The following is a 25492-nucleotide window of genomic DNA, read 5'->3' on the forward strand; positions in this document are numbered from 1 at the left end:
GGAAGCAGTGGGCGCGTCAAGCGTTTGATCTGGTAGGGTACTGCTTCATAGAAGGAAATGCAAAAAACAAAAGGAGTCAGTTTGAATCAATGAAGAAGACATGTCCTGAATGTGGATTTCAAGCAATAGAAGAAACACCCGTTTGTCCCAATTGCGGGTTTCAATGGAACCAAGCAAAGGAGAATGAACAGGAACCATCATCTGACTCTTCCGTTACGCCAGAAGAGCTACAAAACAAAAACGATGATATTCGCTGGTCTGACTTTAAAAATGTTCCGATTGGAAAAATGGAGGAGCACTTAGGCGATCGACCATCCTCGAATGAAGAAACGATCGACCTTGCACAGCAAGAGGCTTTTTCTGATGAGCAAAAAAAACCACTTGAATCAGAGTCTAAACAAGAACCAAAAACAGTGGAAAACTCTGAGTCTACAGAAGAACACACAATTTCAGCCAGTGAAGAAGTTAATGAGACCGATGCACTGAGTACGGATGAACAGCATGACTCTGAGATTTTGGCCGCTTATATCCGACAGCACAAACTTGATGAAGAAGCAAAGGCAGCAGCTGCTCTAGAAGCAGAAGAAACCGCCATTGATCTTTCCTCTGCTGAAGAGGAAAGTCAGATGCAAGCCAGCGAGGAACCTCTGCCGTCAAGCGAGGAGGAAGTGGTGACGGAGCCAGTTATTGAAGAAGCTGAGAAGCAGCCAGAACCAGTCATCGATCCAATTCCTGAACCAATCACCGCAGCGGATGAAACGCCACAAAAGGCGACTGCTGAAGAAGAAACGTCTTCTTCCAGTGAAAGCAAGAAGAGCCCTCGCAAAGCACTCTATATTACAGCGGCTTGTTTGTTAGTGGCAGCGGGTGGTGGTTGGGCTTATTACCATCAACAGCAGCAACAAGAAACTGCCCTACAAACGCAACAGGCGCAAGAGAACCGTACGTTAGATCAGATCGAAAATGAGTTGAATGATTTTTATACAAATGATGAGCGAGTGTTCATTAAAAGCGACAAAACAGCAGAACAGCTGACGGCTGTGACGAATCAGTTGGCAGATTTTCAAGACCACGAACGATATGATATCTTGTCACAAGAAGCAGAGACAATTGCTGATAAATTAGCAGCTTTGACAGAGATCAATAGCTATTTCAGCAGTCCTGCAATTGTGGAGGATCAGTTGGAAGAAGTCTCGTTGAAAGAAGCTGCTGCTGTCACAATGGCGAAGCGTGAGAACGGGGATGCCTTTGATGAGTTGATCAATCAAGCCATCGACATGGGACAAAAAGAGTTCAGCGCGATCGAGGAAGTTCAAAATGCAGTGAAGAGTATGGTGGCTTTAAGTGGTGACGGTGAAGCACCGGCGAGTGTCACTCGTGAGAACTACAATGCCTTGATGAAAAAAATCCAAGCTTTGCCAATCGATTCACTGGTTGAAAGTCTTACGACGGAACTACGTAAAGTCGATACTGCCTTGACGAAGCGTGAAACAGCTACCCAACAAGCAGCGGCGCAACAACAAGCTGCCCAAGAAGCAGCACAAGCGGCGGCTTCCGAGAACAACGCTTCCGCTTCGAGCAGCGGATCTACAAGCGCTGCGACGCCCGCGCAAAGTACTTCTGAAGAAGAGTATGTGCTTTCGCCGAATACACCAACAAATACCAACAATCAGCCAATTATTCCAGCCCGCCAAAGTGATTTGAATGATGTAAACAATAGCGCCTGGGTGTGGGCAGATGGTGTCCAAGAAAAAATCATCGCCACAGCGATTGCTCGCGGTTATGTGGTAGAAGGCGGCTATACTTTTGAACGTGTACGAATCGTCAATGGTGAAGGCTATTACAATTTTTATGCGACAAATGCCCAAGGCAGCTTGCTTAAAGGAACGGATGATTCAGCGTTCCCGCTATACTTATTTACGGTAAACGCCAAAACTGGCTATTTCAGAGGCAATGGGAACGATCACACCGTTCGCTAAGTCTCCTGAGTCACTAGAAAATTTTCAGAGTTATTACATGCACATGTGAAAAATACTTGTTTCCCCTCCTTGTTTTCGATATGATGAGAGATAATCGTTCAAACAAGGAGGGGTTTTTGTGCAGAAAATTGAGAGATATGATCGGTTTGAAGACGGGGTCATTGCTTGTGTACCAACGATTCTTGGGTACCTGGGCATTGGTTTTGCAATGGGGGTTGTGGGAAAAGGCGTTGGGTTGTCTATTCTAGAAATTATTTTAATGTCTATTATTGTCTATGCTGGCAGTGCTCAATTTATCATTTGCGCCTTACTAGCGATTCAAGCACCTTTCATGACAATCGTCGCAACAGTTTTTTTAGTGAATTTACGACACTTTTTAATGAGTTTGTCAGTAGCTTCCTATTTTAAAAAGACACCGTTGCTTTCTGCCATTGGTATCGGGACACTTTTGACTGATGAATCCTATGGCGTTTTGACGACGGCACTTCAACAAGACAAACCAGTCACAGCGAAATGGACCCACGGGTTGAACGTAATGGCTTATTTGAGTTGGATTTTTGCGACGTTTTTGGGTGGTTTATTGGGTTCATTTATTCCAGATCCAGAAGCGTTAGGCTTAGATTTTGCCTTAGTAGCTATGTTTGTTGGTCTTTTTTTATTTCAAGTAGAGCGACCGCTTAAGAAGAAAACCCAGCAAACGCTCTTGATACTAGGGACAGTTGTGGTGAACTTGATTTTATTTATGCGTTTTTCGACCGCAGAGATTGCGGTAATTGCGGCGACACTGGCAGGATGTTTGGTTGGGACGGTGACACACCATGACTAATTTTGTTATACTGATGCTAGTATGTGGATTGGTTACTTGGCTTCCGCGGATCGTTCCTTTTTTATTTTCGAAAAAGCTCATATTTCCGGAACCTTTCACCATCTTTTTGAGTTACTTACCGTTGTGTATTTTGGCGGCATTATTGGTGCAAAATTTGCTGATCTTTCGAGAAGGCCAATTCCCCATTTTGAAAGTTAAAGAAACCATTGCCTGTATCCCGGCATTATTGGTGGGGTATTATACCAAAGATTTGATGAAAATCGTTATCACAGGCGTTATTGCTATGGCGCTGTTGCGTTTCTTTTTATAGGAACGAGCAGTTTTAAAGAAAAAGGAGAGAATAGATGAAAGACTTATTAGCATCCGTATTCAGCGGATTGATCATTGATGAAAACGAACAGAATTATTTTGTTCAAAAAGGCGGGGTTACCTTCCGACTAGCCAAGGAAGAAGGCGAACATCATTTAGGTGAAGCCGTCGAAGGGTTTGGCTATCAAAATCAAAAGCAAGAAAATGTGCTCACTACGAATATTCCGAAAAGCCGCAAAGGGCATTATGCCTTTGGTACAGTCACAGGAAGCCGTCGCGACTTAGGCGTTTTCGTCGATATCGGTTTGAAAGACAAAGATATGGTGGTTTCATTAGATGAATTGCCAACAATGCGGGAACTTTGGCCCAAAAAAGGCGACCGTTTGATGGTCAGCTTGCGGGTCGATGACAAAGAGCGTATTTGGGCTTCATTAGCAGATGAGAAAATTTTTAAGGCATTGAGCAAAAATGGTACGGAGCAAATGAAGAATCAAGATGTTACAGGTAGCGTGTACCGTTTGAAGTTAGCGGGTACTTACTTGCTGACGGATGATTTTTATATTGGCTTCGTCCATCCATCAGAACGGTATCAAGAGCCGCGCCTTGGGGAAGTGGTCAAAGGGCGAGTGATTGGGATTCGTCCAGATGGTGTCTTGAACCTTTCATTGAAACCAAGAGCCCACGAGGCGATCTCAAATGATGCCGCCATGGTTCTAACCTTTTTAGAACGAGCGCCTGAGAACAAAATTCCTTTCACGGACAAATCAGCCCCAGAAGAGATTTTGCAAACATTTGGTATTAGTAAAGGCCAATTTAAACGGGCATTAGGAACCTTGATGAAACAGCGTTTGATTGAGCAAAAAGACGGCTTTACGATTCTTATCAAAAAACCTAATTGAGAATACTTGTTTCTTTTATCGTTCTAATTTATAATGATTACAATGTTTGTCTTGAGTGATTTTCACTCAGATTAGAATCGTTATAAATTAACGGCATACGGAGGCAACTATGAACACAACAGCAGCGTTAAAAAAGACCAAGAAACAATTGCACGAGTCGGGGTTTAAATTAACTCCTCAGCGAGAAGCGACGTTGTTGGTCTTATTAGAAAATGAGAAAGACCATTTATCCGCAGAAGAGATTTTCTTTTTTGTGCGAAAAAAAAATTCTGAGATTGGCTTGGCAACCGTCTATCGAACATTGGAGATCTTAACGGATCTGAAAATTGTCGATAAAGTCAGCTTTAATGACGGTGTCGCTCGCTATGATCTACGTAAAGAAGGTGCCAAACACTTTCATCATCACTTGTTGTGTTTGGAATGCGGCAATATTGAAGAAGTCGAAGAGGATCTGCTGGGCAGTGTCGAAGAGATCGTTGAACAAAAGTACCATTTTTTAGTAAAGGATCATCGGTTGACCTTTCATGGTGTCTGTCAAAAGTGCCAAAGCAAAGCCGAGTGATTGTACTTTGGCGATCTTAAATAAACGTTTGTTATCACCCGAATGATAGTCAGATGGTTTCCAATAGGAAGAGTGCTCTTTTTTCCGATTTGAAAGAAACCGAAAAATCTGCTATGATTCGGGTGTTTCCTTGGGCAAAAGATACGGGTAGATGCCTCTTTTTTATTGGCAAGCTACTATCTTAACGAGCCAGAATTTGATATGATAAAAAAGCTGAAAGTAGAGGAAGCCCATGAACGAACAAATCATTGATTATCTTCATTATTTGACCATTGAGCGCGGGCTATCCCAAAATACCCGTGCCAGCTACCAGCGAGATCTGCAACAGTATCTTGCGTTTTTACAAAAAAAACAAGTCAGTCAGTGGCAGCAGATCGACCGAGTGATCGTTTTGTCTTTTTTGCAAAGTCTGCAAGAAGCGGGAAAATCCTCGGCAACCGTGATTCGGATGGTTTCCAGTTTGCGAAGGTTCCATCAATTTTTGCGTCAAGAACGGTTTACCGATCATGATCCAATGCAGCATATTGATTCACCAAAAAAACAGCAGAAGCTGCCTGATACCTTGAGTTTACAAGAAGTGGAGCGGTTGATCGAAACACCGGATACGCGAGCAGTTTTGGGCATCCGTGACCGAGCGATTTTGGAAGTGATGTATGCGACGGGCTTGCGCGTCAGTGAGTTGATCGGGTTAAAATTAAACGATCTGCATTTAAGTATGGGATTGTTGCAAACAACCGGAAAAGGCGACAAAGAACGGATCGTTCCATTAGGGGACTTAGCGATTCAATGGATCGAAACCTATCTCAGCGATGCGCGTCCGTATTTGACGAGAAAAACGCCGGATGAAAGCCATCTGTTTGTAAACAACCATGGTACGCAACTGTCTCGTCAAGGGATCTGGAAAAATTTAAAAGCCTTGGTTCGACAAGCTGGGATCACCAAGAATGTGACTCCCCATACGCTGCGCCATAGTTTTGCGACCCATCTATTAGAAAACGGGGCAGATCTACGAACGGTTCAAGAGTTGCTAGGGCACGCAGACATCTCGACCACTCAGATTTACACGCATATAACGAAGAAACGGATGACGGAAGTGTACAAGCAGCACTTTCCGCGCGCCTAGAAATCGAGGATGGAATGGAAGAAATCAAAATAAAATTAGCTGTCTTTGAAGGACCGTTGGATTTGCTGCTTCATTTGATCAAAAAACTGGAGATCGATGTTTATGATATTCCAGTTGCTACCATCACCGAACAATACATGCAGTACATCCATGCCATGAAAATTTTAGAATTAGAAGTCGCTGGAGAGTATTTAGTCATGGCGGCGACTTTGATGGCGATCAAAAGCCAGATGCTGTTGCCTAAACAAGAGTTGATTGCTGAAGTCGAAGAGTACGAAGAAGATCCGCGGGATATGCTGGTGGCACAACTGCTAGAATACCGAAAATTTAAGTACGCAGCCGAACAGCTTTCAGAAAAAGCGGAAGAGCGCAGTTTGTATTACACGAAAGATCCGATGGATGTCGATGAATACAAAGAGGAAGAAGATCAATTAAGAGCCAATCAATTCAACACGATCGATCTCTTTTTGGCTTTTCAAAAAATGATCGAGAAAAAGAAAAATCGCCAAGTACTAGAAACCAAGATTTCTCCTGATGAAAGCACCATCGATGAAAAGATGGCGGCGATTCAGTTGGAGATGCAACATGTGAGTGCTAAAAAAGGCCGCAGCTTTGATTCGTTTTTTACTTCTTACAATAAAACAGAAGTTGTGGTAACCTTTATGGCACTGTTAGAATTAATGAAAAAAGGAACGATTCGAGTAGAGCAATCAGACAATTATGCGTCGATTCTGCTCTATCCAACAGGTAAAGAAGATGAGTAAATATAGTGAATTAGAAGCGATCTTATTCGTCGTCGGTGATGAGGGGATCGGACTTGAAGAACTGAGTTATTTAGTCAAAAGTAATACTGCCAGTGTCTATCAGCATTTGCAGGAACTAAATCAGCAATATGAAGAAAATGAACATACCGCGTTGCATATTCTAGAAGTTGGCAATCATTTTATTTTAACCACTAAAAAGCAATTTGCCCCTTTATTGAAGAAATACGCCGAATCACCGATGGGGAGTTCATTGTCGCAAGCCGCTTTGGAAACTTTGTCGATCATTGCTTATAAGCAACCGATCACTCGGATGGAAGTAGAAGAGATTCGCGGCGTTCAATCCAGCGGTTCGGTCCAAAAACTGGTGGCAAAGCGGCTGATTGAAGAAAAGGGACGCGTGGACGGACCAGGACGAGCGATCCTATACGGTACGACGGAATACTTTATGGATTATTTTGGCTTAAAAAGTTTGGCTGAATTGCCTGACATCCAATCAATGGAAGATGAACTTGAAGAAGATACACCGTTTGATCTTTTTTACGACCGCTACAAACAAGCAGAAACAGAAGGAGAATGAAGATGGAACGTTTGCAAAAAGTGATTGCCCATGCCGGCATCACCTCAAGAAGAAAAGCTGAAGGACTGATAACCGAAGGCCGTGTGCGAGTCAATGGACAAGTAATCAAAGAATTAGGGGTCCAAGTCGGTTCAAAAGATGTCGTTGAAGTGGACGGCGTTCCGATCGAACAAGAACAACATGTCTATTATCTGTTCTATAAACCTCGTGGCGTGATCTCAGCTGTAACAGATGATAAAAAACGCAAAGTCGTTTTGGATTATTTTGCTGAAGTCCCTGAACGGGTGTATCCAGTCGGCCGCTTGGACTATGATACCTCCGGTTTGCTGCTACTGACAAATGATGGGGAATTGTCACAGACACTGATGCATCCAAAACACGAAGTCGAAAAAGTGTATGTTGCCAAGGTCAAAGGCATTGCGGATAAAAAGCAACTGCTCCCATTGACAAAAGGAATTCGGATCGAAGGGCGTAAGACCGCGCCTGCTCGCTTTGAAATCTTATCGACAGACCAAACGGCACAATCTAGTATTGTGCAATTGACGATCCACGAAGGTCGCAATCATCAAGTCAAAAACATGCTAAAAGCAGTTGGTTTGCCTGTGCAAAAACTAAAACGGGAAAACTATGGTCCGTTAGATTTAAAAGGTCTTCGTCCAGGGGAATACCGAGAGTTGTCGAAGAAAGAAGTCAGCCAGCTGAAAAACAGTGCAAAATAGTTGAAAAGTATCTGAAAACGTAACTATTGTTAATTTTTAGATTTTGTGTATAATAGAACATGTAATAAATAGAATAAAGGTTCGTCTTCAGGGGCAGGGTGCAATTCCCGACCGGTGGTTATAGTCCACGACCTATTTCTTCGGAAATAGCTGAATCGGTGAAATTCCGATACCGACAGTACAGTCTGGATAAAGAAGATAGAGCGTATTTGATTTGCTTATGGCTATTTCGAATGCCCTCTTTTTTCCCTGTGGAAAAAAGAGGGCATTTTTTGTCTGGCGCCGACAAGAAAGCCGAGGAAATTTAATAGGTTCGTTTGAAGAGGAATCCTGAACTTAGGAGGATTTATACTGATGAACAACAAAACAAGAAAAATGGTGACGATCGCCATGTGTGCTGCTATGGGAACAATTTTGCAATTTATCGCTTTTCCAATTTTTCCGGCATTCAGCTTTTTAAAGATCGATTTTAGTGATATTCCCGTGATGATCATGATGTTTTTATTTGGTCCTTGGAGTGGGGTAGTGACTGCCTTCATTCGTTCGGTCCTGCATTTGTTCTTATCTGGTTTTTCACCTGCTGATATGGTGGGAGATACGGCAAGCTTTTTAGCATCATGTGCCTTTACTTTGCCAATGTACTACTTTTTCCGCAAAGGTATCCACACCAAAAACAAAATGGTTGGTGTCATCAGCGGTATCTTGTCGGTAACGATTTTTATGAGTGTGGCGAACCTATTTGTGATCACACCGCTTTATCTACGCTTTTTCGGGGTCACAGCCGATCAATTTTTAGGGATGTCTTTGCCGCAATATGTGGCGATCGGGATTTTACCCTTCAATTTGGTTAAAGGAGCGATCGTCAGTGCCGTCTTTTTAGCACTACATGCCAAACTGCTCCCATGGTTGGCTCGTAAGCAGCCCCATCATTCTGCTATAGGAAAATAAAAAATGAGCCGACTTGCTGTGGCAGACGAAAGGTCTGTTAATGGCAGGTCGACTTTTTTATTTTTCTATAAGGATCGCTCTGGTGGGGCATTTGCGATAAGCAGTTTTGACTTTTTCTTGTTGTTCTTCTATGATAAACTGTTGCCGTGCACTCGGTTCTTGGGCAAATAAAACGATCCCATCTTCATCATAATCGAAGATCTCGGGAGCATAGATCGCACATAGTCCACAAGCAATGCAGCGCTCAGGAACAATTTTACAGCGTTGTGACATTTTTTAGTCCTTTCTGGGAGGAAGATATGGATTCTTTTATTTTAGCGCTGTTTTCTGATACTGACAAGTTGCGTCCATCGACACTTTATCAAATTCTCATTGGTAAGCGCACTAGCTCTGTCTTGAGTTATGCCTTTTTTTATGATCGATTAGGTCTTTTTCAAGCGTTGCCACAGTTGAATGAGAGGGAGTATCAACAGACGATCGCTGACTTGATCCAACAAGGGATGCTAAGTCGAGATTCAGATGGTCTGCTGCTCAAAAGGACCGCTGCAAATTATGAACAGTCAAGAGAAATGTTGTTGCATCATACGGATTATTTTCGGTATGGACGAACGACGGAGGAGGCGTGGCGTTTTGTCCGACTGCTGGTTCAAGCAGCTGCATATCAAGAGGTGACGAATCAGTATATTCCTGTTGAGAACACGCCTTTATATACAGAACCTGTGCGTCGACTGATCCATCAATACCCTGAAATCAAAAAGATCACTCATCGAGAACTTTCGGCAGTTTTTGCCCAACTTCCCGCAGAAGTCGCAGATTTTTTAGCGGGTACCTTATCTGGTCCTGATCTTCTGGGGCAGGCGTTTTTCCAACTTTTGCCAGAATCTGTACAAGGTAAGCCTTGGGACAATCTTTATGTAGGAGCTGCGATCCATCAATTTTTAGCCCTGGTTGAAAAAGAGTCTCAGATGGTTCTGTTTCAAGGATTGTCACCTTTTCTAAATAGGAATCTGAATCAAAGTATGCTGGAAAGTCGTGCATTGTTCTTGCAAGGAGCTTCTGTTGAGCAGATCATGGAAAAAAGAAGGATCAAACGAGGAACCGTTAATGATCATTTGATTGAGTGGGCACTGCTTGATCCGACATTTCCGTATCAGCGCTTTGATACATCATTGCTGAATAAGCTGCCAGAAACTTCTTGGAAAAACAGCTATCAAGAATTACAGGAGCTTCTTACGACTGATTTTTTGACGATCCGTTTGTTACAGATTGCTCAGAAACGGGGGATTCGATGTTAGAAAACGCACTGAATCAGTACTTTGGCTTCAAAACATTTCGTCAAGGACAAAAAGAAGTCATCGAAAGTGTTTTAGCGCAGCAAGATACGTTGGCGATTTTGCCTACCGGGAATGGCAAAAGTCTCTGTTATCAGCTGCCAGGGTACCTCATAGATGGCATCGTAATCATTATCTCACCGCTTGTTTCTTTAATGGAAGATCAAGTCTATGGCCTACAAAAGCAAGGGGAAAAACGCGCGATTGCGTTTAATAGTCAACTGGACCTTGCCGATCGTCACTATGTGATGCAGCATTTATCGCAGTACAAATTTTTGTTTTTAAGTCCAGAAATGATCGTGCAAGAAGCCATTTTGCAACAACTCGAACGAGCTAAGATCGCTATGCTCGTGGTGGATGAAGCTCATTGTGTTTCCCAATGGGGCATTGATTTTCGACCAGAGTACTTGCAGCTTGGTGAAGTAAAAAAACGGTTGAAGGCACCCGTCACATTAGCATTGACGGCTACTGCCACGGCGCAAGTCGAAGCAGATATTCGGCAAGTGTTGTTAGCAAAGAACGCCAATGTCTACCGTTATTCGATGAACCGCAGCAATATCGGCTTGTTCGTAGAGAAAACGTCAGACAAAGATGCGGCATTGGCAGACTATCTCAGCCGCTTAGGCGGGGCTGGGATCATCTATTGTTCCACAAGAAGCAAAGTCGAAGAAGTCTATAACAAACTGCGTCAGCGCTATTCGGTAGGCTATTATCATGGTGGTCTAGCGAGCGATCAAAGAAAAACGTTGCAGCAGCAGTTTTCTCAGAATAAACTAAAATTGCTCGTCGCAACCAATGCGTTTGGGATGGGGATCAATAAAGAAGATATTCGTTTTGTGATCCATTATGACTTGCCTGATTCGCTGGAAAACTACAGTCAGGAAATCGGTCGAGCAGGCCGCGATGGCAAACAAAGCAGTGCGATCTTGCTTTATCAGGAACACGATGAGCAGATTCACTACTTCTTTCAGCGAGAAAACAAAGAAGAACGCCGTGCTTTAGAACGAATGGATCAGGAAAAGATGAAAGGACCTTTGACACCGCTGCAAGAAAAATGGCAGCTGAAGATGAAGGAGTTGGGGGCTGCGTTTTGGCTGGAAACGCTAAAACAAAACGAACAGCAAAAGCAAGAACAATTACAAAAAATGTTGGCTTATATTCATTTTACCGGCTGTCGTCGCCAGTTTTTATTGGCGCACTTTGGGGAAGACGCACCAGCAAATCCTTATTGTTGCGACAATGACGGGATCGAATTGGCAGCGGAAGAAGAGCTTTTAGAAAAAAAAGTCATCCTTCATTGGCAAGAACGTTTAATAAAAATTTTTAAAGATATAAATTGAATCGTATTTTGCAGGACAGTTTTTATTTACCTATGGTATAATACATCGGAAGGAAACTAGGAGGGAATACGAGTGAGCAAGAAAGACAATGACTACAATTCAGAAAATCAAGAACCGTGGGAACAACCAATCTATGATACAGAATACGATGATTCTGCATCAAGATCCCAACAAAGAAAACAAAAGCGTGGGAATTCACTCTTTTTGACGATCGTTTTAGTTTTGCTTTTCTTGATCGTGGCAATTCCGGTTGGTGCCGGTATTTGGGTGTTGAATCATAACAGTGATGCCCCGACCGCAGCAAGTTCGAGCAGTACAGTAGAAAGTACGACAGAATCTTCGACAACTGAGTCATCAACAACGGAATCATCAACTGCTGAATCGACAAGTGAAACGAGTTCGTCAACAAGTGAATCAAGTTCTTCATCAAGCAGTAGCAGTTCTGCACCAGCTTCAACAACGCCATCAAGTAGTAGTGAGCCGGCTCAACAGGAAAACAATGCAGGGCAAGACACTACGCAAAATAATCAAGGGCAAGGAGCGACTGGTACCGAGGAATACACGACGGTGCAAGCAGGTGAAGGTCCTGAACAAGTGGCAGCCCGTACAGGCATCTCAGTTGAAACCCTATATCAATTAAATGGGATTGATCCAAACAACTACATGCTATACCCTGGCGACACATTACGAATTAAATAAAAAACCGCTTTGGCGGTTTTTTTTCTTGGTAGGAAGAAGCCAAGGTGAACGATAAGCAGAAACGATGAAGAATACACATCGTTGGGAAACGAGGAGTAAGAAAAATGAAAAAAATCAACATCGCTATTGATGGTCCGGCGTCATCTGGGAAAAGTACCGTGGCAAAAATCATCGCCAATGATTTAGGGTTTATTTATACAGATACCGGGGCCATGTACCGCAGCATCACGTATTTGGCCTTAAAAAGCGGCTGTTCATTAGAGGATGAAGCGGCGATCGCTGCTTTGATCGATCAATACCCCATCACTTTTGAACCGACTGAACACGGTCAAGAGGTCTTTGCAGGAGGAGAGCAAGTCACAGAAGCGATCCGTCAGCCAGAAGTAACCAACGCAGTTTCGAAGGTATCGGCATACCCTGCGATCCGCGAAAAACTAGTCCAACAACAGCAGATGATCGCTAAAGATGGCGGTGTCGTGATGGATGGCCGCGATATTGGTACGGCGGTTTTACCACAAGCAGAAGTCAAGATTTTTCTGGTAGCAAGTGTGGAAGAACGGGCGCAGCGCCGTTTCAAAGAAAATCAGCAAAAAGGGATCGGTACCGATTATGAAACTTTAAAAGAAGAGATTCAGCAAAGAGATTACTTGGATTCTCATCGGGAAGTCTCCCCTTTGAAACAAGCAACAGATGCCGTTCGAATTGACACCTCCGGTTTAACAATCGAGCAAGTCGTAGAAGCGATCAAAAAAACGATCCAAGAAAAGATCGACTAGCGAAAACAATGGGTGTTCCCCATTGTTTTTTTATTTTTCCTACGAAAAAGATGAAAGCAAGCAAGAAAACAGACGTGAAAAGACTTTTTCAACGAAAAAACCGTAGTTTTTTAGGAAAATAAGAGAAATCGCTTTATTTTTTTTTCATTCTATTTTAAACTAAAAGATGTAGTGCAATTATTGCAGAATTGTTGGTTAGGAGGACATGAGAGATGACAGAATTTGAAAATAATCAGGTTGAGAGTGGAAATGAATCAATGGAAGCCGCTTTAGACAATTTCCAAGAAGTAAAAGTTGGAGATATCGTTAAAGGCGAGGTATTGGCCATTGAGGATAAACAAGCGATCGTAGGGATCGAAGGCGCCGGTGTCGAAGGCGTTGTTCCTGCAAAAGAATTATCGACTTTACCTGTTGAAGACATCAACGAAGCAGTCAAAGTAGGGGATGTCTTAGAATTAGTTGTGATTTCAGCAATTGGGAAAGACAAAGAAAATGGCAGCTATCTCCTTTCTAAACGTCGCTTAGATGCGAAAAAAGTTTGGGAAGATATCGAAAAAGATTTCCAAGAAGGAAAAATCATCGAAGCACCAGTCACCAACGTCGTTAAAGGCGGATTAGTGGTTGACGTAGGGGTTCGTGGGTTTGTTCCAGCATCAATGGTCGAAGATCATTTTGTTGCGGATTTTGAAGATTACAAAGGGAAAACATTGACCTTTAAAATCGTTGAGATCGAGCCTTCTGAAAACCGCTTGATCCTTTCTCATAAAGCTGTTGTTGAAGCAGAAAAAGCAAAACAAAAAGAAGCTTTACTAGCTGATTTATATGAAGGACAAGAAGTAGAAGGAAAAGTAGCTCGTTTGACTGACTTTGGTGCCTTCGTGGACCTAGGAGGCATCGATGGACTTGTCCATGTCTCTGAAATTTCACATGGGCATGTTGGCAAACCGAGTGACGTTTTGTCTGTTGGAGATACCGTCAACGTCCGTATCTTATCTGTTGATGCAGACAAAGAACGTGTGTCTCTTTCAATCAAAGACACATTGCCTGGACCTTGGACCAATATTGAAGAGCAAGCGGCTGTTGGCAGTGTCTTAACTGGGACTGTTAAACGTTTGACAAGCTTCGGTGCGTTTGTGGAAGTCTTCCCAGGTGTTGAAGGGCTGATCCATATTTCACAAATCTCCCATAAACACATTGCGACACCACATGAAGTCTTACAAGAAGGCGATGAAGTGCAAGTGAAAGTGCTCGAAGTGAACCCTTCAGAACACCGAATCGCATTAAGTATCAAAGCATTAGAAAAAGCAGAAAATACCAATGAAACACAAGAAGTTTCAGAGGATGATTATCAATTGCCAGAAGAATCAACTGGGTTTACCATGGGTGATATCTTAGGTGATGCCTTAAAAGACAGCGACGAAGAGTAATTGTATGCCATCAGCTTATAACGATTCGATGTTTGAATTTGTTATAAGCTGATTTTTTGTTTGCCGAGAAAGCTTGCAACTTTCCATGGCTTTAGGTAAACTAAGTAAGATTGAATACAAGAAGCAGCGTACAAGGACTGCTTTTTTAAATGGAGGGTAAAAAATGTCAAATCCAACAATAGCGATCGTTGGACGTCCGAATGTGGGGAAATCGACCATTTTCAACCGGATAGCTGGAGAACGAATTTCGATCGTTGAGGATACTCCAGGAGTGACCAGAGATCGTATTTATGCCACTGGTGAATGGCTAGGCCGTGAGTTTAGTGTAATCGATACTGGTGGGATCGATTTAAGTGATGAGCCGTTTATGGATCAAATCAAGCATCAAGCAGAAATCGCCATCGATGAAGCAGATGTCATTGTTTTTATTACGAGTGCTCGTGAAGGAGTAACAGATGCTGACGAGCTTGTGGCTCGTTTGTTATACAAAAGCAACAAACCCGTGATTTTAGCGGTCAACAAAGTTGATAATCCCGAGATGCGCAACGATATCTATGAATTTTATGGTTTAGGTCTGGGCGATCCATACCCAATCTCAGGAAGTCATGGATTAGGGATCGGTGATGTCCTAGATGAAGCAGTCAAACACTTTACCAATGAAGCGGAAGAAGAAGACGATTCCATCATCAAGTTTAGTTTGATCGGTCGACCAAACGTCGGGAAATCCTCTTTGATCAATGCGATTCTTGGAGAAGAGCGAGTAATTGTTTCAGATATCGAAGGAACGACTCGTGATGCGATCGATACCCATTTTACCAGCGAAAGCGGTCAAGAATTTACCATGATCGATACCGCCGGCATGCGTAAAAAAGGGAAGGTCTACGAATCTACTGAAAAATACAGTGTCATGCGAGCAATGCGGGCCATTGAACGCTCAGACGTCGTCTTGATGGTCTTGAACGCCGAAGAAGGAATTCGCGAGCAAGACAAACGGATCGCTGGCTATGCCCATGAAGCAGGCCGTGGAATCATTATCGTTGTCAATAAATGGGATACATTGAAAAAAGAAACGAATACGATGCGTGATTTTGAAGAAGAAATCAGAGATGAATTCCAATATTTGGATTATGCACCAATCATTTTCGTTTCCGCAGTGACGAAACAGCGCTTGAATAAGTTGCCGCAGTTGATCGAAGAAGTCAGCATGAATCAAAACATGCGTATTCCATCTGCGTTGTTGAATGACGTCATTATGGATGCGGTGGCGATCAACCCAACACCAACAGACAAAGGCAAACGTTTGAAGATTTTTTATGCGACGCAAGTGGCTGTCAAACCGCCAACTTTTGTTATTTTTGTCAACGAAGAAGAACTGATGCATTTCTCTTATGCGCGTTTCTTAGAAAATCAAATCCGCAAGGCATTCACTTTTGAAGGAACGCCGATTCGGATCATTCCACGCAGAAGAAAATAGAGATTTTATCATACTTTGTTTCTTTTTACAAAGAAATCTGTCCTTTTCTAGAAAAATGGGAAAAAACCAAAAAAAAACCCCCTAAAAACGTTAAAATCCTTGATATTACAAGGTTCTTATGATAACGTTATATCAGAATATTGATGGTAATCAATATTTGACAAAAACCTTGGACCACTCAAGATTTTTGTTGATGCATGACATCAAAAAAAATATCAGGAGGTGAAACCATCCATGGCAAATAAAGCAGAATTAATCGAAAAAGTTGCAGCAGCTACTGACTTAACTAAGAAAGACGCAACTGCAGCAGTAGACGCTGTATTCTCAACAATTCAAGACGCTTTAGCTAACGGTGAAAAAGTTCAATTGATCGGCTTTGGTAACTTTGAAGTTCGTTCTCGTGCAGAACGCAAAGGACGCAACCCACAAACTGGTGAAGAAATCAAGATCCCTGCTAGCAAAGTACCTGCATTCAAACCAGGTAAAGCTCTTAAAGACGCAGTGAAATAATTGAGTCTTGTAGAAACCCTTGAGTAATCAAGGGTTTTTTCTTTTGTCTAACTAGGAACTGCCACTATGCAGGCGGATCGAATGGGAAAAGAAACGGTTATTATTGTCAGAAAATTCAAAAATATTTTTTGTTTTTCTTTTGGTCTAAAAAAAACAAGGGTTGCTGGCACACTTTAATTCTCAAGCAAGAATAAAGGTGATTTAAAAGTCATTCTTATCAAAAGAAGCAAGCGATTAAATGACATCTGATGTGAGAAAGGGTTCCTTGGAATTGTCATTATTGAAAAAAAATTCAGAAAATTCGTTGACAAGTGATTTTGCAAAGGGTATATTGGTAAACAATTACAAGAACGTTACTATTTCTAATGAAGGAGCCATTTTCTATGCGTAATTTTAATCAATATTTATTAGTCATTATTATTGATACCAGGACTTAGAACACGGAAGCAAAAATTATCCGTTTGTTTGAGTCCTATTTGCGTAAGTAAAATGGGATTCTGGCAAAGCATCCCAGTTTTTTTATAACCGGGATGCTTTTTTTTATTCCAAAATGCAGGAGATGATGAGTGTGAGAAGTGATCAAATTAAAAAAGGGATCGATGCAGCGCCAGCTAGGAGTCTGCTCTATGCCACAGGACAAGTTAAAAATATCCATGATATGAACAAGCCATTTATTGCGATATGTAATTCCTATATCGATATCGTGCCTGGGCATGTGCATTTACGGGAGTTAGCAGATATCGCAAAAGAAGCGATTCGTGAAGCTGGCGGCATCCCTTTCGAGTTCAATACAATCGGCGTAGATGATGGCATTGCGATGGGACATATCGGTATGCGATATTCGCTACCTAGCCGAGAATTGATCGCTGATTCTGCAGAAACCGTCATCAATGCCCACTGGTTTGACGGCGTATTTTATATCCCAAATTGTGACAAGATCACTCCTGGCATGATCTTAGCAGCCATGCGGACCAACGTACCAGGAATTTTTTGTTCCGGCGGTCCTATGAAAGCCGGCATTGATCCTCGGGGACATCAAATAACCTTATCTTCCATGTTTGAAGCCGTTGGGACGTACAAGACGGGTAATATGACAAAAGAAGATTTTGAGTTTATGGAACAAAATGCCTGTCCGACTTGCGGCTCCTGCGCAGGGATGTTTACTGCCAATTCGATGAATTGCCTCTTAGAAATCTTAGGATTGGCAATGCCAGGCAATGGTACGATCCTCGCCGTGTCTGAAGAACGACGAGAACTAGTTAGACAAGCCGCCTTTAAGTTGATGGATCTTGTTGAAAAACAAGTGAAACCTCGAGACATCGTGACCAAAGAAGCTATCGATGATGCCTTCGCTTTAGACATGGCGATGGGGGGTTCCACCAACACAGTGCTGCATACCTTAGCGATCGCCAATGAAGCAGAGATCGATTATGACTTAAGACGGGTCAATGAAATCGCTAAAAGAGTGCCTTATCTCTCAAAAATCGCGCCATCATCAGCCTATTCGATGCATGATGTCCATGAAGCCGGTGGGGTTTCAGCAATCATTCGGGAGCTATGTGATATCGAAGGAGCGATTCATCCCGATCGACCGACTGTTACCGGTAAGACGTTACGAGAAAATGTCGCTGAAGCGAAGATCCACAACGAAGAAGTCATCCATCCGAAAGAAAACCCGTATAGTCCAGTTGGCGGTCTATCGATCTTGTACGGAAACATCGCCCCAGAAGGCAGTGTCATCAAAGTTGGCGGGGTCGATCCAAGTGTCCAAGTGTTCAAAGGGAAAGCGATCTGTTTTGATTCTCATGATGAAGCAGTCGCAGCAATCGACAATCATACCGTACAAAAAGGACATGTTGTAGTGATCCGCTATGAAGGCCCGAAAGGGGGGCCGGGAATGCCGGAAATGCTGGCGCCTACCTCAAGTATCGTTGGTCGTGGGTTAGGCAAAGATGTCGCCTTGATTACAGACGGCCGCTTTTCAGGAGCGACGCGGGGGATCGCAGTTGGACATATTTCTCCGGAAGCTGCAGCCGGTGGTCCATTAGGACTAGTCAACGATGGCGATGAGATCATTATTGATTTGCCAAATCGAACGCTAAATCTGCAAGTTTCAGAAGAAGAGCTTGCCAAGCGTGCGCAAGAACGACCGAAGTTTCGTTCAAAAGTAAAAAAAGGATGGCTTGCACGTTATACCGCTTTAGTGACCTCTGCGAATACGGGCGGGATTATGCGAGTACCTGATGAGGAGGAGTAGCAATGGAAAACATCGACTATCAAGCATCGCATCTAAGGACTGGCGCGCAAGTGTTAGTGGACAGCTTGCAAGAGCAAGGCGTCGAAATGATCTTTGGCTACCCGGGTGGCGCCGTCTTACCGTTATATGACCAATTATATGATGCAGCGATTCCGAATATTTTGACGCGTCACGAGCAAGGCGCGATCCACGCCGCTGAAGGCTATGCCAAAGCTACTGGCAATGTTGGGGTCGTTTTAGTGACAAGTGGTCCAGGTGCTACGAATGTCGTCACGGGCATTGCCGATGCTATGAGCGATTCCGTACCGTTGGTGGTTATCACGGGGCAAGTGGCCGTACCAGGAATTGGCAAAGACGCTTTTCAAGAAGCGGATATTCTAGGTATCACGTTGCCGATCACGAAACACAATTACCAAGTCCGTTGTGTGGATGACTTACCGAAAGTGATCGCTGAAGCCTTTCACATCGCTTCAACTGGGCGTAAGGGACCTGTTGTGATCGACCTTCCGAAAGATATTACATTGCAAGAAACCGCTGAAACCTGCTCATTGCCGATCACAAGGAAAAGTTATCAACCGAATGCAGAGCCTTCCCGTCTGCAAATTGAAAAATTGATGCACGTTTTAGAAAAAGCACAGCGACCAGTGGTACTGGCTGGTGCAGGCGTGATCGCGGCTGAAGCTGCGGCTGAATTAAATGCATTTATTGCCAAGTACAAGTTGCCGACAGTCACAACGTTGCTCGGCTTAGGCTTACTGCCAAATGATCATCAATTTTTCTTGGGCATGGGCGGTATGCATGGAACGTATGCGGCGAACATGGCTTTATCAGAAGCCGATTTGATTATCAATATCGGCTCTCGCTTCGATGATCGCTTAGCGACTGCCGGCAGTCAGTTCGGCAAGCAGGCCATCGTTGCTCATATCGACATCGACCCGGTGGAGATCGGCAAGATTGTAGAGACAAAGATCCCAATCGTCGGCGATGCCAAGGCTGCTTTGCAACAGATGCTACGGTATCCGCCAACTAGAGGAACGTGGTCTGCCTGGTCGGATCTATGCCAAAAACGGAAGATGGAAAAACCTTATCGCTATGATCGCACTCAAGCACAAGAAATCAAACCGCAAAAAGTCATCGAAGAAGTAGGGTGTTTGACCAAAGGAGAGGCTTACGTCATCACCGATGTTGGGCAGCATCAAATGTGGGTCGCGCAGTATTATCCGTTTCGCTTTCCTAAGCAGTTGATCACCAGTGGCGGACTAGGCACGATGGGCTATGGTATCCCTGCGGGAATTGGCGTCCAATTTGCTCATCCAGAAAAAATGGTCGTGGTGTTTGTTGGCGATGGCGGGTTCCAAATGACAAACCAGGAATTTGCTATTTTGAATGAGTATGGCTTGAATGTCAAATTTGTTTTGTTGAATAATCGTTCGTTAGGAATGGTCCGCCAATGGCAAGAAACATTTCATGGCAAACGACGCTCTGCCTCTGTTTTTGCACAGCAACCTGATTTTGTTAAACTAGCACAAGCTTATGGCATCGAAGGCTGTCGGATCGATGAACCCACTCAGCTTTCTGCTATGCTAGCGGAAGCTTTTGCACATACGGGGCCGCAACTGATCGAAGTAATGGTCTCGCCCTCAGAGCATGTGTTGCCGATGATCCCACCGGGGAAAGCCAATCATGAAATGATGGGGGTCTAAGGGGATGAAACGGGTATTAGCAGCAATCGTCCATAATGAAGCAGGTGTTTTGAGCCGCATCACGAGTGTCTTAAACCGCCGGCAGGTCAATATCGAGAGTATTTCTGTCGGCACAACGGAACGGCCAGAGTTTTCACGAATGACGATCATTGTCAACGTGAACGATTTGGCAGAAACAGAACAAGTGACCAAGCATTTAAACAAACAAATAGATGTCTTGAAGGTTTCTGATATTACAGAAGTTCCTCATATCGAACGAGAACTGGTGCTGATCAAAGTCAATGCACCAACCACTAGCCGCTCGGAGATCCAAGCAGTGATTGATCCGTTTCGAGCGCACATTGTCGATGTCGCACTGAAAACGATCGTTGTGCAAGTTGCCGGTGATACGAAAAAGGTAGAAGCATGCATCGAAGTTTTGCGTCCCTACGGGATCAAACAGTTGGCACGAACGGGTGTCACTGGCTTTACAAGAGGGTAAGTGCAATTTTGAATTGCTTATAATAAAGAAAGAATTCGGAGGAAACAAGTATGGTAAAAGTATATTACAACGAGGAAGTTACAGATAATCTAGGAGACAAGAAGATTGCGATCGTCGGCTACGGCTCTCAAGGGCACGCTCATGCGCAAAATTTACGGGACACAGGTCATGAAGTCTTTATCGGCATTCGTGAAGGAAAGTCAGCAGAAGCTGCAAGAAACGACGGATTTGAAGTCTTTCCAGTAGCCGAAGCCACTCAAAAAGCGGACGTAGTCATGATCTTGGCACCCGATGAGATCCAAGGATCGTTGTATAAAAATGAGATCGAACCGAATCTTTCTGCCGGCAATGCATTAGCATTTGCGCATGGTTTTAATATTCATTTTGATGTGATCGCGCCGCCAGAAGAGGTGGATGTATTCCTAGTTGCGCCTAAAGGACCGGGCCATTTGGTGCGTCGAACCTTTACCGAAGGGTTTGCGGTGCCAGCCTTGTTTGCAGTCTATCAAGATGCGACTGGCAACGCACAAGCGACAGCTTTATCTTATGCAAAAGGCATTGGTGCCACACGGGTCGGCGTTTTGGAAACGACCTTTAAAGAAGAGACCGAGACCGATCTTTTCGGGGAACAAGCCGTACTTTGTGGCGGTTTGACCAGCATGATCGAAGCCGGCTTTGAAACATTGGTAGAAGCCGGGTACCAACCGGAATTGGCGTATTTTGAAGTTTGTCATGAATTGAAACTGATCGTTGACTTGATTTATGAAGGAGGATTCAAAAAAATGCGCCATTCGATCTCGAATACGGCAGAGTATGGCGACTACGTTTCCGGTGCTCGGGTGATCACCGCACAAGCCAAAGAAAACATGAAAGCCGTATTGACAGATATCCAAAATGGTCAATTCGCGAAAGGATTCATTGAAGACAATCAAAATGGCTTCCCTGAATTCTATAAAATGCGTGAAGAAAACGGCAACCATCAAATTGAAAAAGTCGGCAGCGAGTTACGGAAAATGATGCCGTTTGTTGCGAAAGATTAGAGGTGGCGCGTTTGTTGGTGACAGTTTCTGCAATCGAGCAAGCATATGAACGACTGCGGGGAGCAGTTAGTCATACACCGCTGCAGTATGATCGCTTTTTATCTGAAAAATACCAAGCGACGGTTTTGTTGAAGCGAGAGGACTTGCAAAAAGTCCGCTCCTTCAAATTACGAGGTGCCTACTATGCGATCACCCAGGCAGATCCTGTGCAGACCAGTCGTGGCGTCGTCTGTGCCAGTGCCGGAAATCATGCCCAAGGCGTTGCTTATACCTGCCAAGAACAGCAGATCCATGCGGTCATTTTCATGCCAACAACGACGCCGCAACAAAAAATCGCGCAAGTTCTCTTTTTCGGCGGCGACTACGTCAAAATCGAATTGGTGGGAGATACCTTTGATGCGGCGGCGCAGGCTGCCAAACAATTTGCAAAAGAAAAGCAAATGGCTTTCATTGCTCCTTTTGATGATCCCAATATTATCGCAGGACAAGGATCAGTAGCCGTGGAAATGTTGGCGGATGCTGAAAAAAAACAAGTATCGATCGATTTGGTGGTGGCTGCCATTGGTGGCGGTGGTTTGATCAGCGGGACCGCAGCCTATTTGAAAGAAAAGCAGCCAAATATAAAAGTTGTTGGAGCAGAACCTGTAGGGGCCGCCTCGATGCAAGCAGCCTTTGATCACCAAGGACCGGTGGCTTTAGAGCATATTGAAACCTTTGTCGATGGTGCGGCAGTCAAACAAGTCGGAGCTCAGACCTATGCCCATGCCAAACGCTATGTGGATCAATTGGTAACGGTGGAAGAAGGTGCAATCTGCCAAACGATTCTAGAATTATACAGCAAACAAGCGATCGTCGCTGAACCAGCTGGTGCCTTGAGCGTGGCAGCCCTGGATGAGATCAAAGAGCAAATCAAAGGCAAGACGGTCGTCTGTATTGTGAGTGGTGGTAACAATGATAGTTCCCGCATGGCAGAGATCGAAGAGAAATCACTGATTTATCAAGGATTGAAACATTATTTTATCGTCAATTTCCCACAACGTCCCGGTGCGTTGAAGGAATTTGTTAGCCATGTATTAGGGCCTGATGATGATATCACGAGGTTTGAATATACGAAAAAAATCAATCGTGGAACAGGACCAGTAATGCTGGGAATCTTGTTGAAACAAAAAAACGATCTACCCGCATTACTGTCACGAATTGAACAGTTTGATCAAGGCTACATCAACCTTCAGCAAAATCAATCACTTTACTCGCTTTTGGTTTAGAAAAAAACATGGTTTCCTTTGTAATACAGGAAACCATGTTTTTTGCTTTTTGGCATAGAATCATGGGACAAATCGGCGAAAATACTTCCTAATGGTTAGCGATTTAGTAGGTGTTTCAACGGCTTCTTGCTATAATAGTAAGTAGTAGCAACAAAGGAGTGAGCCGATGGAAGCTGTTTTTTACAGAAATGAGCAAGAAACCCAGATTTCTTACGGGGAAACATTGGCATCGGTCATGAAAGGACAGTCGATCGAGCCGCAGCAGGTGATCATTTTGACGAATCAGCGTTATTATGACCGCTTTTCAGAAAAAGTAACCCGCCTGTTTTTGCCGCGCGAGGTCAATTGGTATATTTGTACCAACCAAATGTATTGCAACAACTTTAGTGAATTTAAGGCCGCGATGGATTTCTTCGGTCGCTTTTCAAAGCAAGAGTCCTTGTTGATCGTCGGGTTTGGGAATGAAGGTGTATTGGCACTGAGCAGTTTTATCCATGCGACTTCGGTCCTATCGACACAGCTTTGGCTGATTCCCGTTTCCTTGCGGGCCTTAGCTAAAAGTGTGAAAGAAACAGCGATCGTTGTGAAAAAGCCAGATATCCCGATGCTGGAAAATCCTAATACACCCGAATTTGTTATTTACGATCAGACGATCGCAGAAAAACAGATCGATGGGAAATTGGTCGATTTTTTGACTCTGATTCGTTGTGGCGTGCTTGCCGATAGTGAGTTTTTAAAAGAGCTTTATCGAACCTATCCCAGTCATCAGGCGTTGATGAGACATTCGTTGGCTGCGTATACCGATCGGTTGATCCAACTATACCAGCAATCAGGCAGCGAATTGGAGGAGTTTGGCCAACTCTTTGCTGATGCTGCTTATCGAACGGAAAATGGGCACTTGCTGTCTGATGCGATGAAATTATTCTTTGGCTTTTTGTTTCATTTTATGTGGACCGTCCAGCAGCAGCAATTGACTGTCGATCTGCCCGTGTTCTGCCAATGGCTTGCCCGATTAGGCTTTCCCATCGAATTGCCCGAGTCTTTTTCATTAAGCGAATATTTCAGTCATGTACTAGAATTGCAGCAAAAAGAAAAAAAACTGTTATTTTTGGCAAAAGTTGGTACAATAGGGGGCAGAACGAAAATCGAGGAAAAAGATCTCGTCCAGACGATGGAGACTTATCAGCGATTAATCAATGAGATTCGAGGGGTTTAAATGGAAACATATAGTGAAAAAATGTTAAAAGCATTAGCCGCGGAAGAACTGGCTGAAGCACAATTGAATTTTAACGAAGCACTGCAAAAAGATGATGATGAGACACTTGGCGCTTTAGGCGATGAATTACTGCAGATCGGTTTTTTAGAAGAGGCGAAAACGTTATTTGAAACCTTGCAGCAGCGGCATCCTGAAAATGAAGCTTTGCTGCTTCCTTTAGCGGAAATTGCGATGGAAGAAGACCAGATTGAAACAGCCTTCACCTATATCGATCAAATACCACCAACGAGTGAAGCTTATCTGCAAGCCTTGTTATTGAGTGCGGATCTCTATCAACTGATCGGTATTCCGGAAGTCAGCGAAGCCAAATTAAAAGAAGCGCAAAGCCTTGTGCCAGAGGAACCCTTGATTCGTTTTGCCTTAGCTGAGTTAGCTTTTTCAACGGATCGCTATCAAGAAGCTGTTGACCTTTATCAAGGATTGCTGGAAGAAGATATTACGGATATTTCGGGGATTTCGATCGTTGAACGGACCGGAACTTCATTGAGTATGGCAGGTAAGTTTGAAGAGGCGTTGGAATATTTTGAAGCAAGCTTAGAAGACGAACAGACGGACGAGCGTCTCTTTCAAACGGCTTTAGTCTATTTGCAGCTGAAGGAAAATGAACAAGCGATTCGCTACTTGCAGCAGTTGCGGGTCATGAATCCCCAATACCGGGCCTTGTATCTTTATTTGGCTGAAGCATTGCAAGAAGAAGAACAGCTGGAAGAAGCGCAACGTGTGATCGAAGAAGGGATTCATGAAGATCCATATCAAGTGGATTTCTATCATTTTGCTGCCGAGAATGCTTACCGACTTCATGACAGTGAAGCAGCCGAGTCATTTTTACTTAAAGCACTGGAAACTGGTGAAAAAGAAGAGGATACATTACTGACTTTAAGTAATTTATACTTGAATGAAGAGCGTTGGCAAGAAGCGATCTTGGCGATCGAGCGAATGGAAGACAATGAACAGCCTCACGCTTTATGGAATCTAGCGCAAGCCTTCAATGCGTTAGAAGATTTTGACAAAGCAGCAAAATATTACGAAGAAGCCAATGCTGATTTGCACCATGAACCGGCGTTTATGAAGGAATATGGCATTTTCTTACGTGAAGAAGGGCGTTTACCTGAAGCTCTTCATTTGCTACAACATTATTTGGCACACGAACCAGGTGATTTAGAAGTACAGTCGATCGTGGAGGACTTATTAGAAAGATAGGTGAGAG

At 43.6% G+C, this 25492-nt stretch carries 25 protein-coding genes and 1 riboswitch; of the genes, 24 read left to right on the plus strand and 1 reads right to left on the minus strand.

From position 1 onward, the window contains the following. Positions 1 to 89 precede the first annotated feature (89 nt). The 10 genes from A5882_RS09925 (at position 90) to A5882_RS09970 (ending at position 8706) form a co-directional block, all read left to right on the plus strand. Positions 90 to 1979 (plus strand): cell division site-positioning protein MapZ family protein, encoded by a 1890-nt coding sequence (locus A5882_RS09925; RefSeq protein WP_086372700.1) that lies wholly within the window; start codon positions 90 to 92, stop codon positions 1977 to 1979. A 118-nt stretch (positions 1980 to 2097) separates the two neighbouring features. Further along, positions 2098 to 2805: an AzlC family ABC transporter permease gene (locus A5882_RS09930; protein ID WP_016613076.1), complete on the plus strand. Its 708-nt coding sequence runs from the start codon at positions 2098 to 2100 to the stop codon at positions 2803 to 2805. After that, positions 2798 to 3115: an AzlD domain-containing protein gene (locus A5882_RS09935; protein WP_008381024.1), complete on the plus strand. Its 318-nt coding sequence runs from the start codon at positions 2798 to 2800 to the stop codon at positions 3113 to 3115. Before A5882_RS09930 ends, A5882_RS09935 begins: the two co-directional genes overlap by 8 nt. A 34-nt stretch (positions 3116 to 3149) precedes the next feature. Then, the gene (locus A5882_RS09940) at positions 3150 to 4013 is read left to right on the plus strand and encodes a S1 RNA-binding domain-containing protein (RefSeq protein ID WP_008381026.1); all 864 of its coding nucleotides are present in this window, start codon (positions 3150 to 3152) and stop codon (positions 4011 to 4013) included. Positions 4014 to 4122: 109 nt separating this feature from the next. Further along, positions 4123 to 4575 (plus strand): Fur family transcriptional regulator, encoded by a 453-nt coding sequence (locus tag A5882_RS09945; protein ID WP_005237105.1) that lies wholly within the window; start codon positions 4123 to 4125, stop codon positions 4573 to 4575. 232 nt (positions 4576 to 4807) lie between these two features. After that, on the plus strand, positions 4808 to 5698 hold the full coding sequence (gene xerD / locus A5882_RS09950; protein WP_086372701.1) for a site-specific tyrosine recombinase XerD: 891 nt from the start codon (positions 4808 to 4810) through the stop codon (positions 5696 to 5698). A gap of 14 nt (positions 5699 to 5712) precedes the next feature. After that, complete coding sequence (locus A5882_RS09955) at positions 5713 to 6462, plus strand: segregation/condensation protein A (protein WP_008381030.1); 750 nt, start codon at positions 5713 to 5715, stop codon at positions 6460 to 6462. Further along, on the plus strand, positions 6455 to 7039 hold the full coding sequence (gene scpB / locus A5882_RS09960) for an SMC-Scp complex subunit ScpB (protein ID WP_016613078.1): 585 nt from the start codon (positions 6455 to 6457) through the stop codon (positions 7037 to 7039). The genes A5882_RS09955 and scpB overlap by 8 nt, the downstream gene beginning before the upstream one ends. 2 nt (positions 7040 to 7041) lie before the next feature. After that, the gene (locus A5882_RS09965; RefSeq protein WP_034872188.1) at positions 7042 to 7758 is read left to right on the plus strand and encodes a pseudouridine synthase; all 717 of its coding nucleotides are present in this window, start codon (positions 7042 to 7044) and stop codon (positions 7756 to 7758) included. A 79-nt stretch (positions 7759 to 7837) separates the two neighbouring features. Further along, positions 7838 to 7962: riboswitch (FMN riboswitch) on the plus strand. A gap of 150 nt (positions 7963 to 8112) precedes the next feature. Then, complete coding sequence (locus tag A5882_RS09970) at positions 8113 to 8706, plus strand: ECF transporter S component (RefSeq protein ID WP_016613081.1); 594 nt, start codon at positions 8113 to 8115, stop codon at positions 8704 to 8706. Positions 8707 to 8763: 57 nt separating this feature from the next. On the opposite strand, the gene A5882_RS09975 is transcribed toward A5882_RS09970, so the two are convergent. Next, positions 8764 to 8979 carry a ferredoxin gene (locus tag A5882_RS09975; RefSeq protein ID WP_005237096.1) on the minus strand — a complete coding sequence of 72 codons (216 nt, stop codon included), beginning with the start codon at positions 8977 to 8979 and terminating at the stop codon, positions 8764 to 8766. 26 nt (positions 8980 to 9005) lie between these two features. Here A5882_RS09975 and A5882_RS09980 point away from each other — a divergent pair, with 26 nt between their 5' ends. The 14 genes from A5882_RS09980 to A5882_RS10045 all read left to right on the plus strand — a co-directional run bounded on the left by A5882_RS09980 (position 9006) and on the right by A5882_RS10045 (position 25485). Beyond that, positions 9006 to 10001 carry a helix-turn-helix domain-containing protein gene (locus A5882_RS09980; RefSeq protein ID WP_005237094.1) on the plus strand — a complete coding sequence of 332 codons (996 nt, stop codon included), beginning with the start codon at positions 9006 to 9008 and terminating at the stop codon, positions 9999 to 10001. Next, complete coding sequence (locus A5882_RS09985) at positions 9995 to 11377, plus strand: ATP-dependent DNA helicase RecQ (RefSeq protein ID WP_016613083.1); 1383 nt, start codon at positions 9995 to 9997, stop codon at positions 11375 to 11377. The genes A5882_RS09980 and A5882_RS09985 overlap by 7 nt, the downstream gene beginning before the upstream one ends. A 72-nt stretch (positions 11378 to 11449) precedes the next feature. After that, on the plus strand, positions 11450 to 12076 hold the full coding sequence (locus A5882_RS09990; protein WP_005237087.1) for an SAG1386/EF1546 family surface-associated protein: 627 nt from the start codon (positions 11450 to 11452) through the stop codon (positions 12074 to 12076). A gap of 104 nt (positions 12077 to 12180) precedes the next feature. Continuing rightward, positions 12181 to 12852, plus strand: coding sequence for a (d)CMP kinase (gene cmk, locus A5882_RS09995; RefSeq protein WP_005237085.1), 672 nt, complete (start codon positions 12181 to 12183; stop codon positions 12850 to 12852). Between the two features lie 212 nt (positions 12853 to 13064). Further along, positions 13065 to 14279: a 30S ribosomal protein S1 gene (gene rpsA, locus A5882_RS10000; RefSeq protein ID WP_005229333.1), complete on the plus strand. Its 1215-nt coding sequence runs from the start codon at positions 13065 to 13067 to the stop codon at positions 14277 to 14279. 163 nt (positions 14280 to 14442) lie between these two features. Continuing rightward, on the plus strand, positions 14443 to 15753 hold the full coding sequence (der, locus tag A5882_RS10005; protein ID WP_005237082.1) for a ribosome biogenesis GTPase Der: 1311 nt from the start codon (positions 14443 to 14445) through the stop codon (positions 15751 to 15753). Positions 15754 to 15987: 234 nt separating this feature from the next. Beyond that, complete coding sequence (locus A5882_RS10010; protein WP_003126821.1) at positions 15988 to 16263, plus strand: HU family DNA-binding protein; 276 nt, start codon at positions 15988 to 15990, stop codon at positions 16261 to 16263. Positions 16264 to 16831: 568 nt separating this feature from the next. After that, a complete protein-coding gene (gene ilvD, locus A5882_RS10015) occupies positions 16832 to 18520 on the plus strand; it encodes a dihydroxy-acid dehydratase (protein WP_008381045.1) in 1689 nt (562 codons plus the stop codon). Positions 18521 to 18522: 2 nt separating this feature from the next. Beyond that, positions 18523 to 20223, plus strand: a complete 1701-nt coding sequence (gene ilvB / locus A5882_RS10020; RefSeq protein ID WP_016613086.1) for a biosynthetic-type acetolactate synthase large subunit — start codon at positions 18523 to 18525, stop codon at positions 20221 to 20223. A 4-nt stretch (positions 20224 to 20227) separates the two neighbouring features. After that, a complete protein-coding gene (ilvN, locus tag A5882_RS10025) occupies positions 20228 to 20704 on the plus strand; it encodes an acetolactate synthase small subunit (RefSeq protein ID WP_005229349.1) in 477 nt (158 codons plus the stop codon). A 50-nt stretch (positions 20705 to 20754) separates the two neighbouring features. Further along, positions 20755 to 21744: a ketol-acid reductoisomerase gene (gene ilvC, locus A5882_RS10030; protein ID WP_008381047.1), complete on the plus strand. Its 990-nt coding sequence runs from the start codon at positions 20755 to 20757 to the stop codon at positions 21742 to 21744. A gap of 11 nt (positions 21745 to 21755) precedes the next feature. After that, positions 21756 to 23009 carry a threonine ammonia-lyase IlvA gene (gene ilvA / locus A5882_RS10035; protein ID WP_254908479.1) on the plus strand — a complete coding sequence of 418 codons (1254 nt, stop codon included), beginning with the start codon at positions 21756 to 21758 and terminating at the stop codon, positions 23007 to 23009. 166 nt (positions 23010 to 23175) lie between these two features. After that, a complete protein-coding gene (locus A5882_RS10040; RefSeq protein WP_016613088.1) occupies positions 23176 to 24225 on the plus strand; it encodes a hypothetical protein in 1050 nt (349 codons plus the stop codon). Then, positions 24226 to 25485: a lipopolysaccharide assembly protein LapB gene (locus A5882_RS10045; protein WP_086372703.1), complete on the plus strand. Its 1260-nt coding sequence runs from the start codon at positions 24226 to 24228 to the stop codon at positions 25483 to 25485. Positions 25486 to 25492: the final 7 nt, after the last annotated feature.

It is taken from the genome of Enterococcus sp. 4E1_DIV0656 (assembly GCF_002140695.1).
GTDB classification, from domain to species: Bacteria; Bacillota; Bacilli; order Lactobacillales; family Enterococcaceae; genus Enterococcus_D; species Enterococcus_D entomosocium.

Coding starts and splice junctions, on each gene's coding strand:
- A5882_RS09925 (WP_086372700.1), top strand. CDS start 90: ATGAAGAAGACATGTCCTGAATGTGGATTTCAAGCAATAGAAGAAACA.
- A5882_RS09935 (WP_008381024.1), top strand. CDS start 2,798: ATGACTAATTTTGTTATACTGATGCTAGTATGTGGATTGGTTACTTGG.
- A5882_RS09940 (WP_008381026.1), top strand. CDS start 3,150: ATGAAAGACTTATTAGCATCCGTATTCAGCGGATTGATCATTGATGAA.
- A5882_RS09945 (WP_005237105.1), top strand. CDS start 4,123: ATGAACACAACAGCAGCGTTAAAAAAGACCAAGAAACAATTGCACGAG.
- xerD (WP_086372701.1), top strand. CDS start 4,808: ATGAACGAACAAATCATTGATTATCTTCATTATTTGACCATTGAGCGC.
- A5882_RS09955 (WP_008381030.1), top strand. CDS start 5,713: ATGGAAGAAATCAAAATAAAATTAGCTGTCTTTGAAGGACCGTTGGAT.
- scpB (WP_016613078.1), top strand. CDS start 6,455: ATGAGTAAATATAGTGAATTAGAAGCGATCTTATTCGTCGTCGGTGAT.
- A5882_RS09965 (WP_034872188.1), top strand. CDS start 7,042: ATGGAACGTTTGCAAAAAGTGATTGCCCATGCCGGCATCACCTCAAGA.
- A5882_RS09970 (WP_016613081.1), top strand. CDS start 8,113: ATGAACAACAAAACAAGAAAAATGGTGACGATCGCCATGTGTGCTGCT.
- A5882_RS09975 (WP_005237096.1), bottom strand. CDS start 8,979: ATGTCACAACGCTGTAAAATTGTTCCTGAGCGCTGCATTGCTTGTGGA.
- A5882_RS09980 (WP_005237094.1), top strand. CDS start 9,006: ATGGATTCTTTTATTTTAGCGCTGTTTTCTGATACTGACAAGTTGCGT.
- A5882_RS09985 (WP_016613083.1), top strand. CDS start 9,995: ATGTTAGAAAACGCACTGAATCAGTACTTTGGCTTCAAAACATTTCGT.
- cmk (WP_005237085.1), top strand. CDS start 12,181: ATGAAAAAAATCAACATCGCTATTGATGGTCCGGCGTCATCTGGGAAA.
- rpsA (WP_005229333.1), top strand. CDS start 13,065: ATGACAGAATTTGAAAATAATCAGGTTGAGAGTGGAAATGAATCAATG.
- der (WP_005237082.1), top strand. CDS start 14,443: ATGTCAAATCCAACAATAGCGATCGTTGGACGTCCGAATGTGGGGAAA.
- A5882_RS10010 (WP_003126821.1), top strand. CDS start 15,988: ATGGCAAATAAAGCAGAATTAATCGAAAAAGTTGCAGCAGCTACTGAC.
- ilvB (WP_016613086.1), top strand. CDS start 18,523: ATGGAAAACATCGACTATCAAGCATCGCATCTAAGGACTGGCGCGCAA.
- ilvN (WP_005229349.1), top strand. CDS start 20,228: ATGAAACGGGTATTAGCAGCAATCGTCCATAATGAAGCAGGTGTTTTG.
- ilvC (WP_008381047.1), top strand. CDS start 20,755: ATGGTAAAAGTATATTACAACGAGGAAGTTACAGATAATCTAGGAGAC.
- A5882_RS10040 (WP_016613088.1), top strand. CDS start 23,176: ATGGAAGCTGTTTTTTACAGAAATGAGCAAGAAACCCAGATTTCTTAC.
- A5882_RS10045 (WP_086372703.1), top strand. CDS start 24,226: ATGGAAACATATAGTGAAAAAATGTTAAAAGCATTAGCCGCGGAAGAA.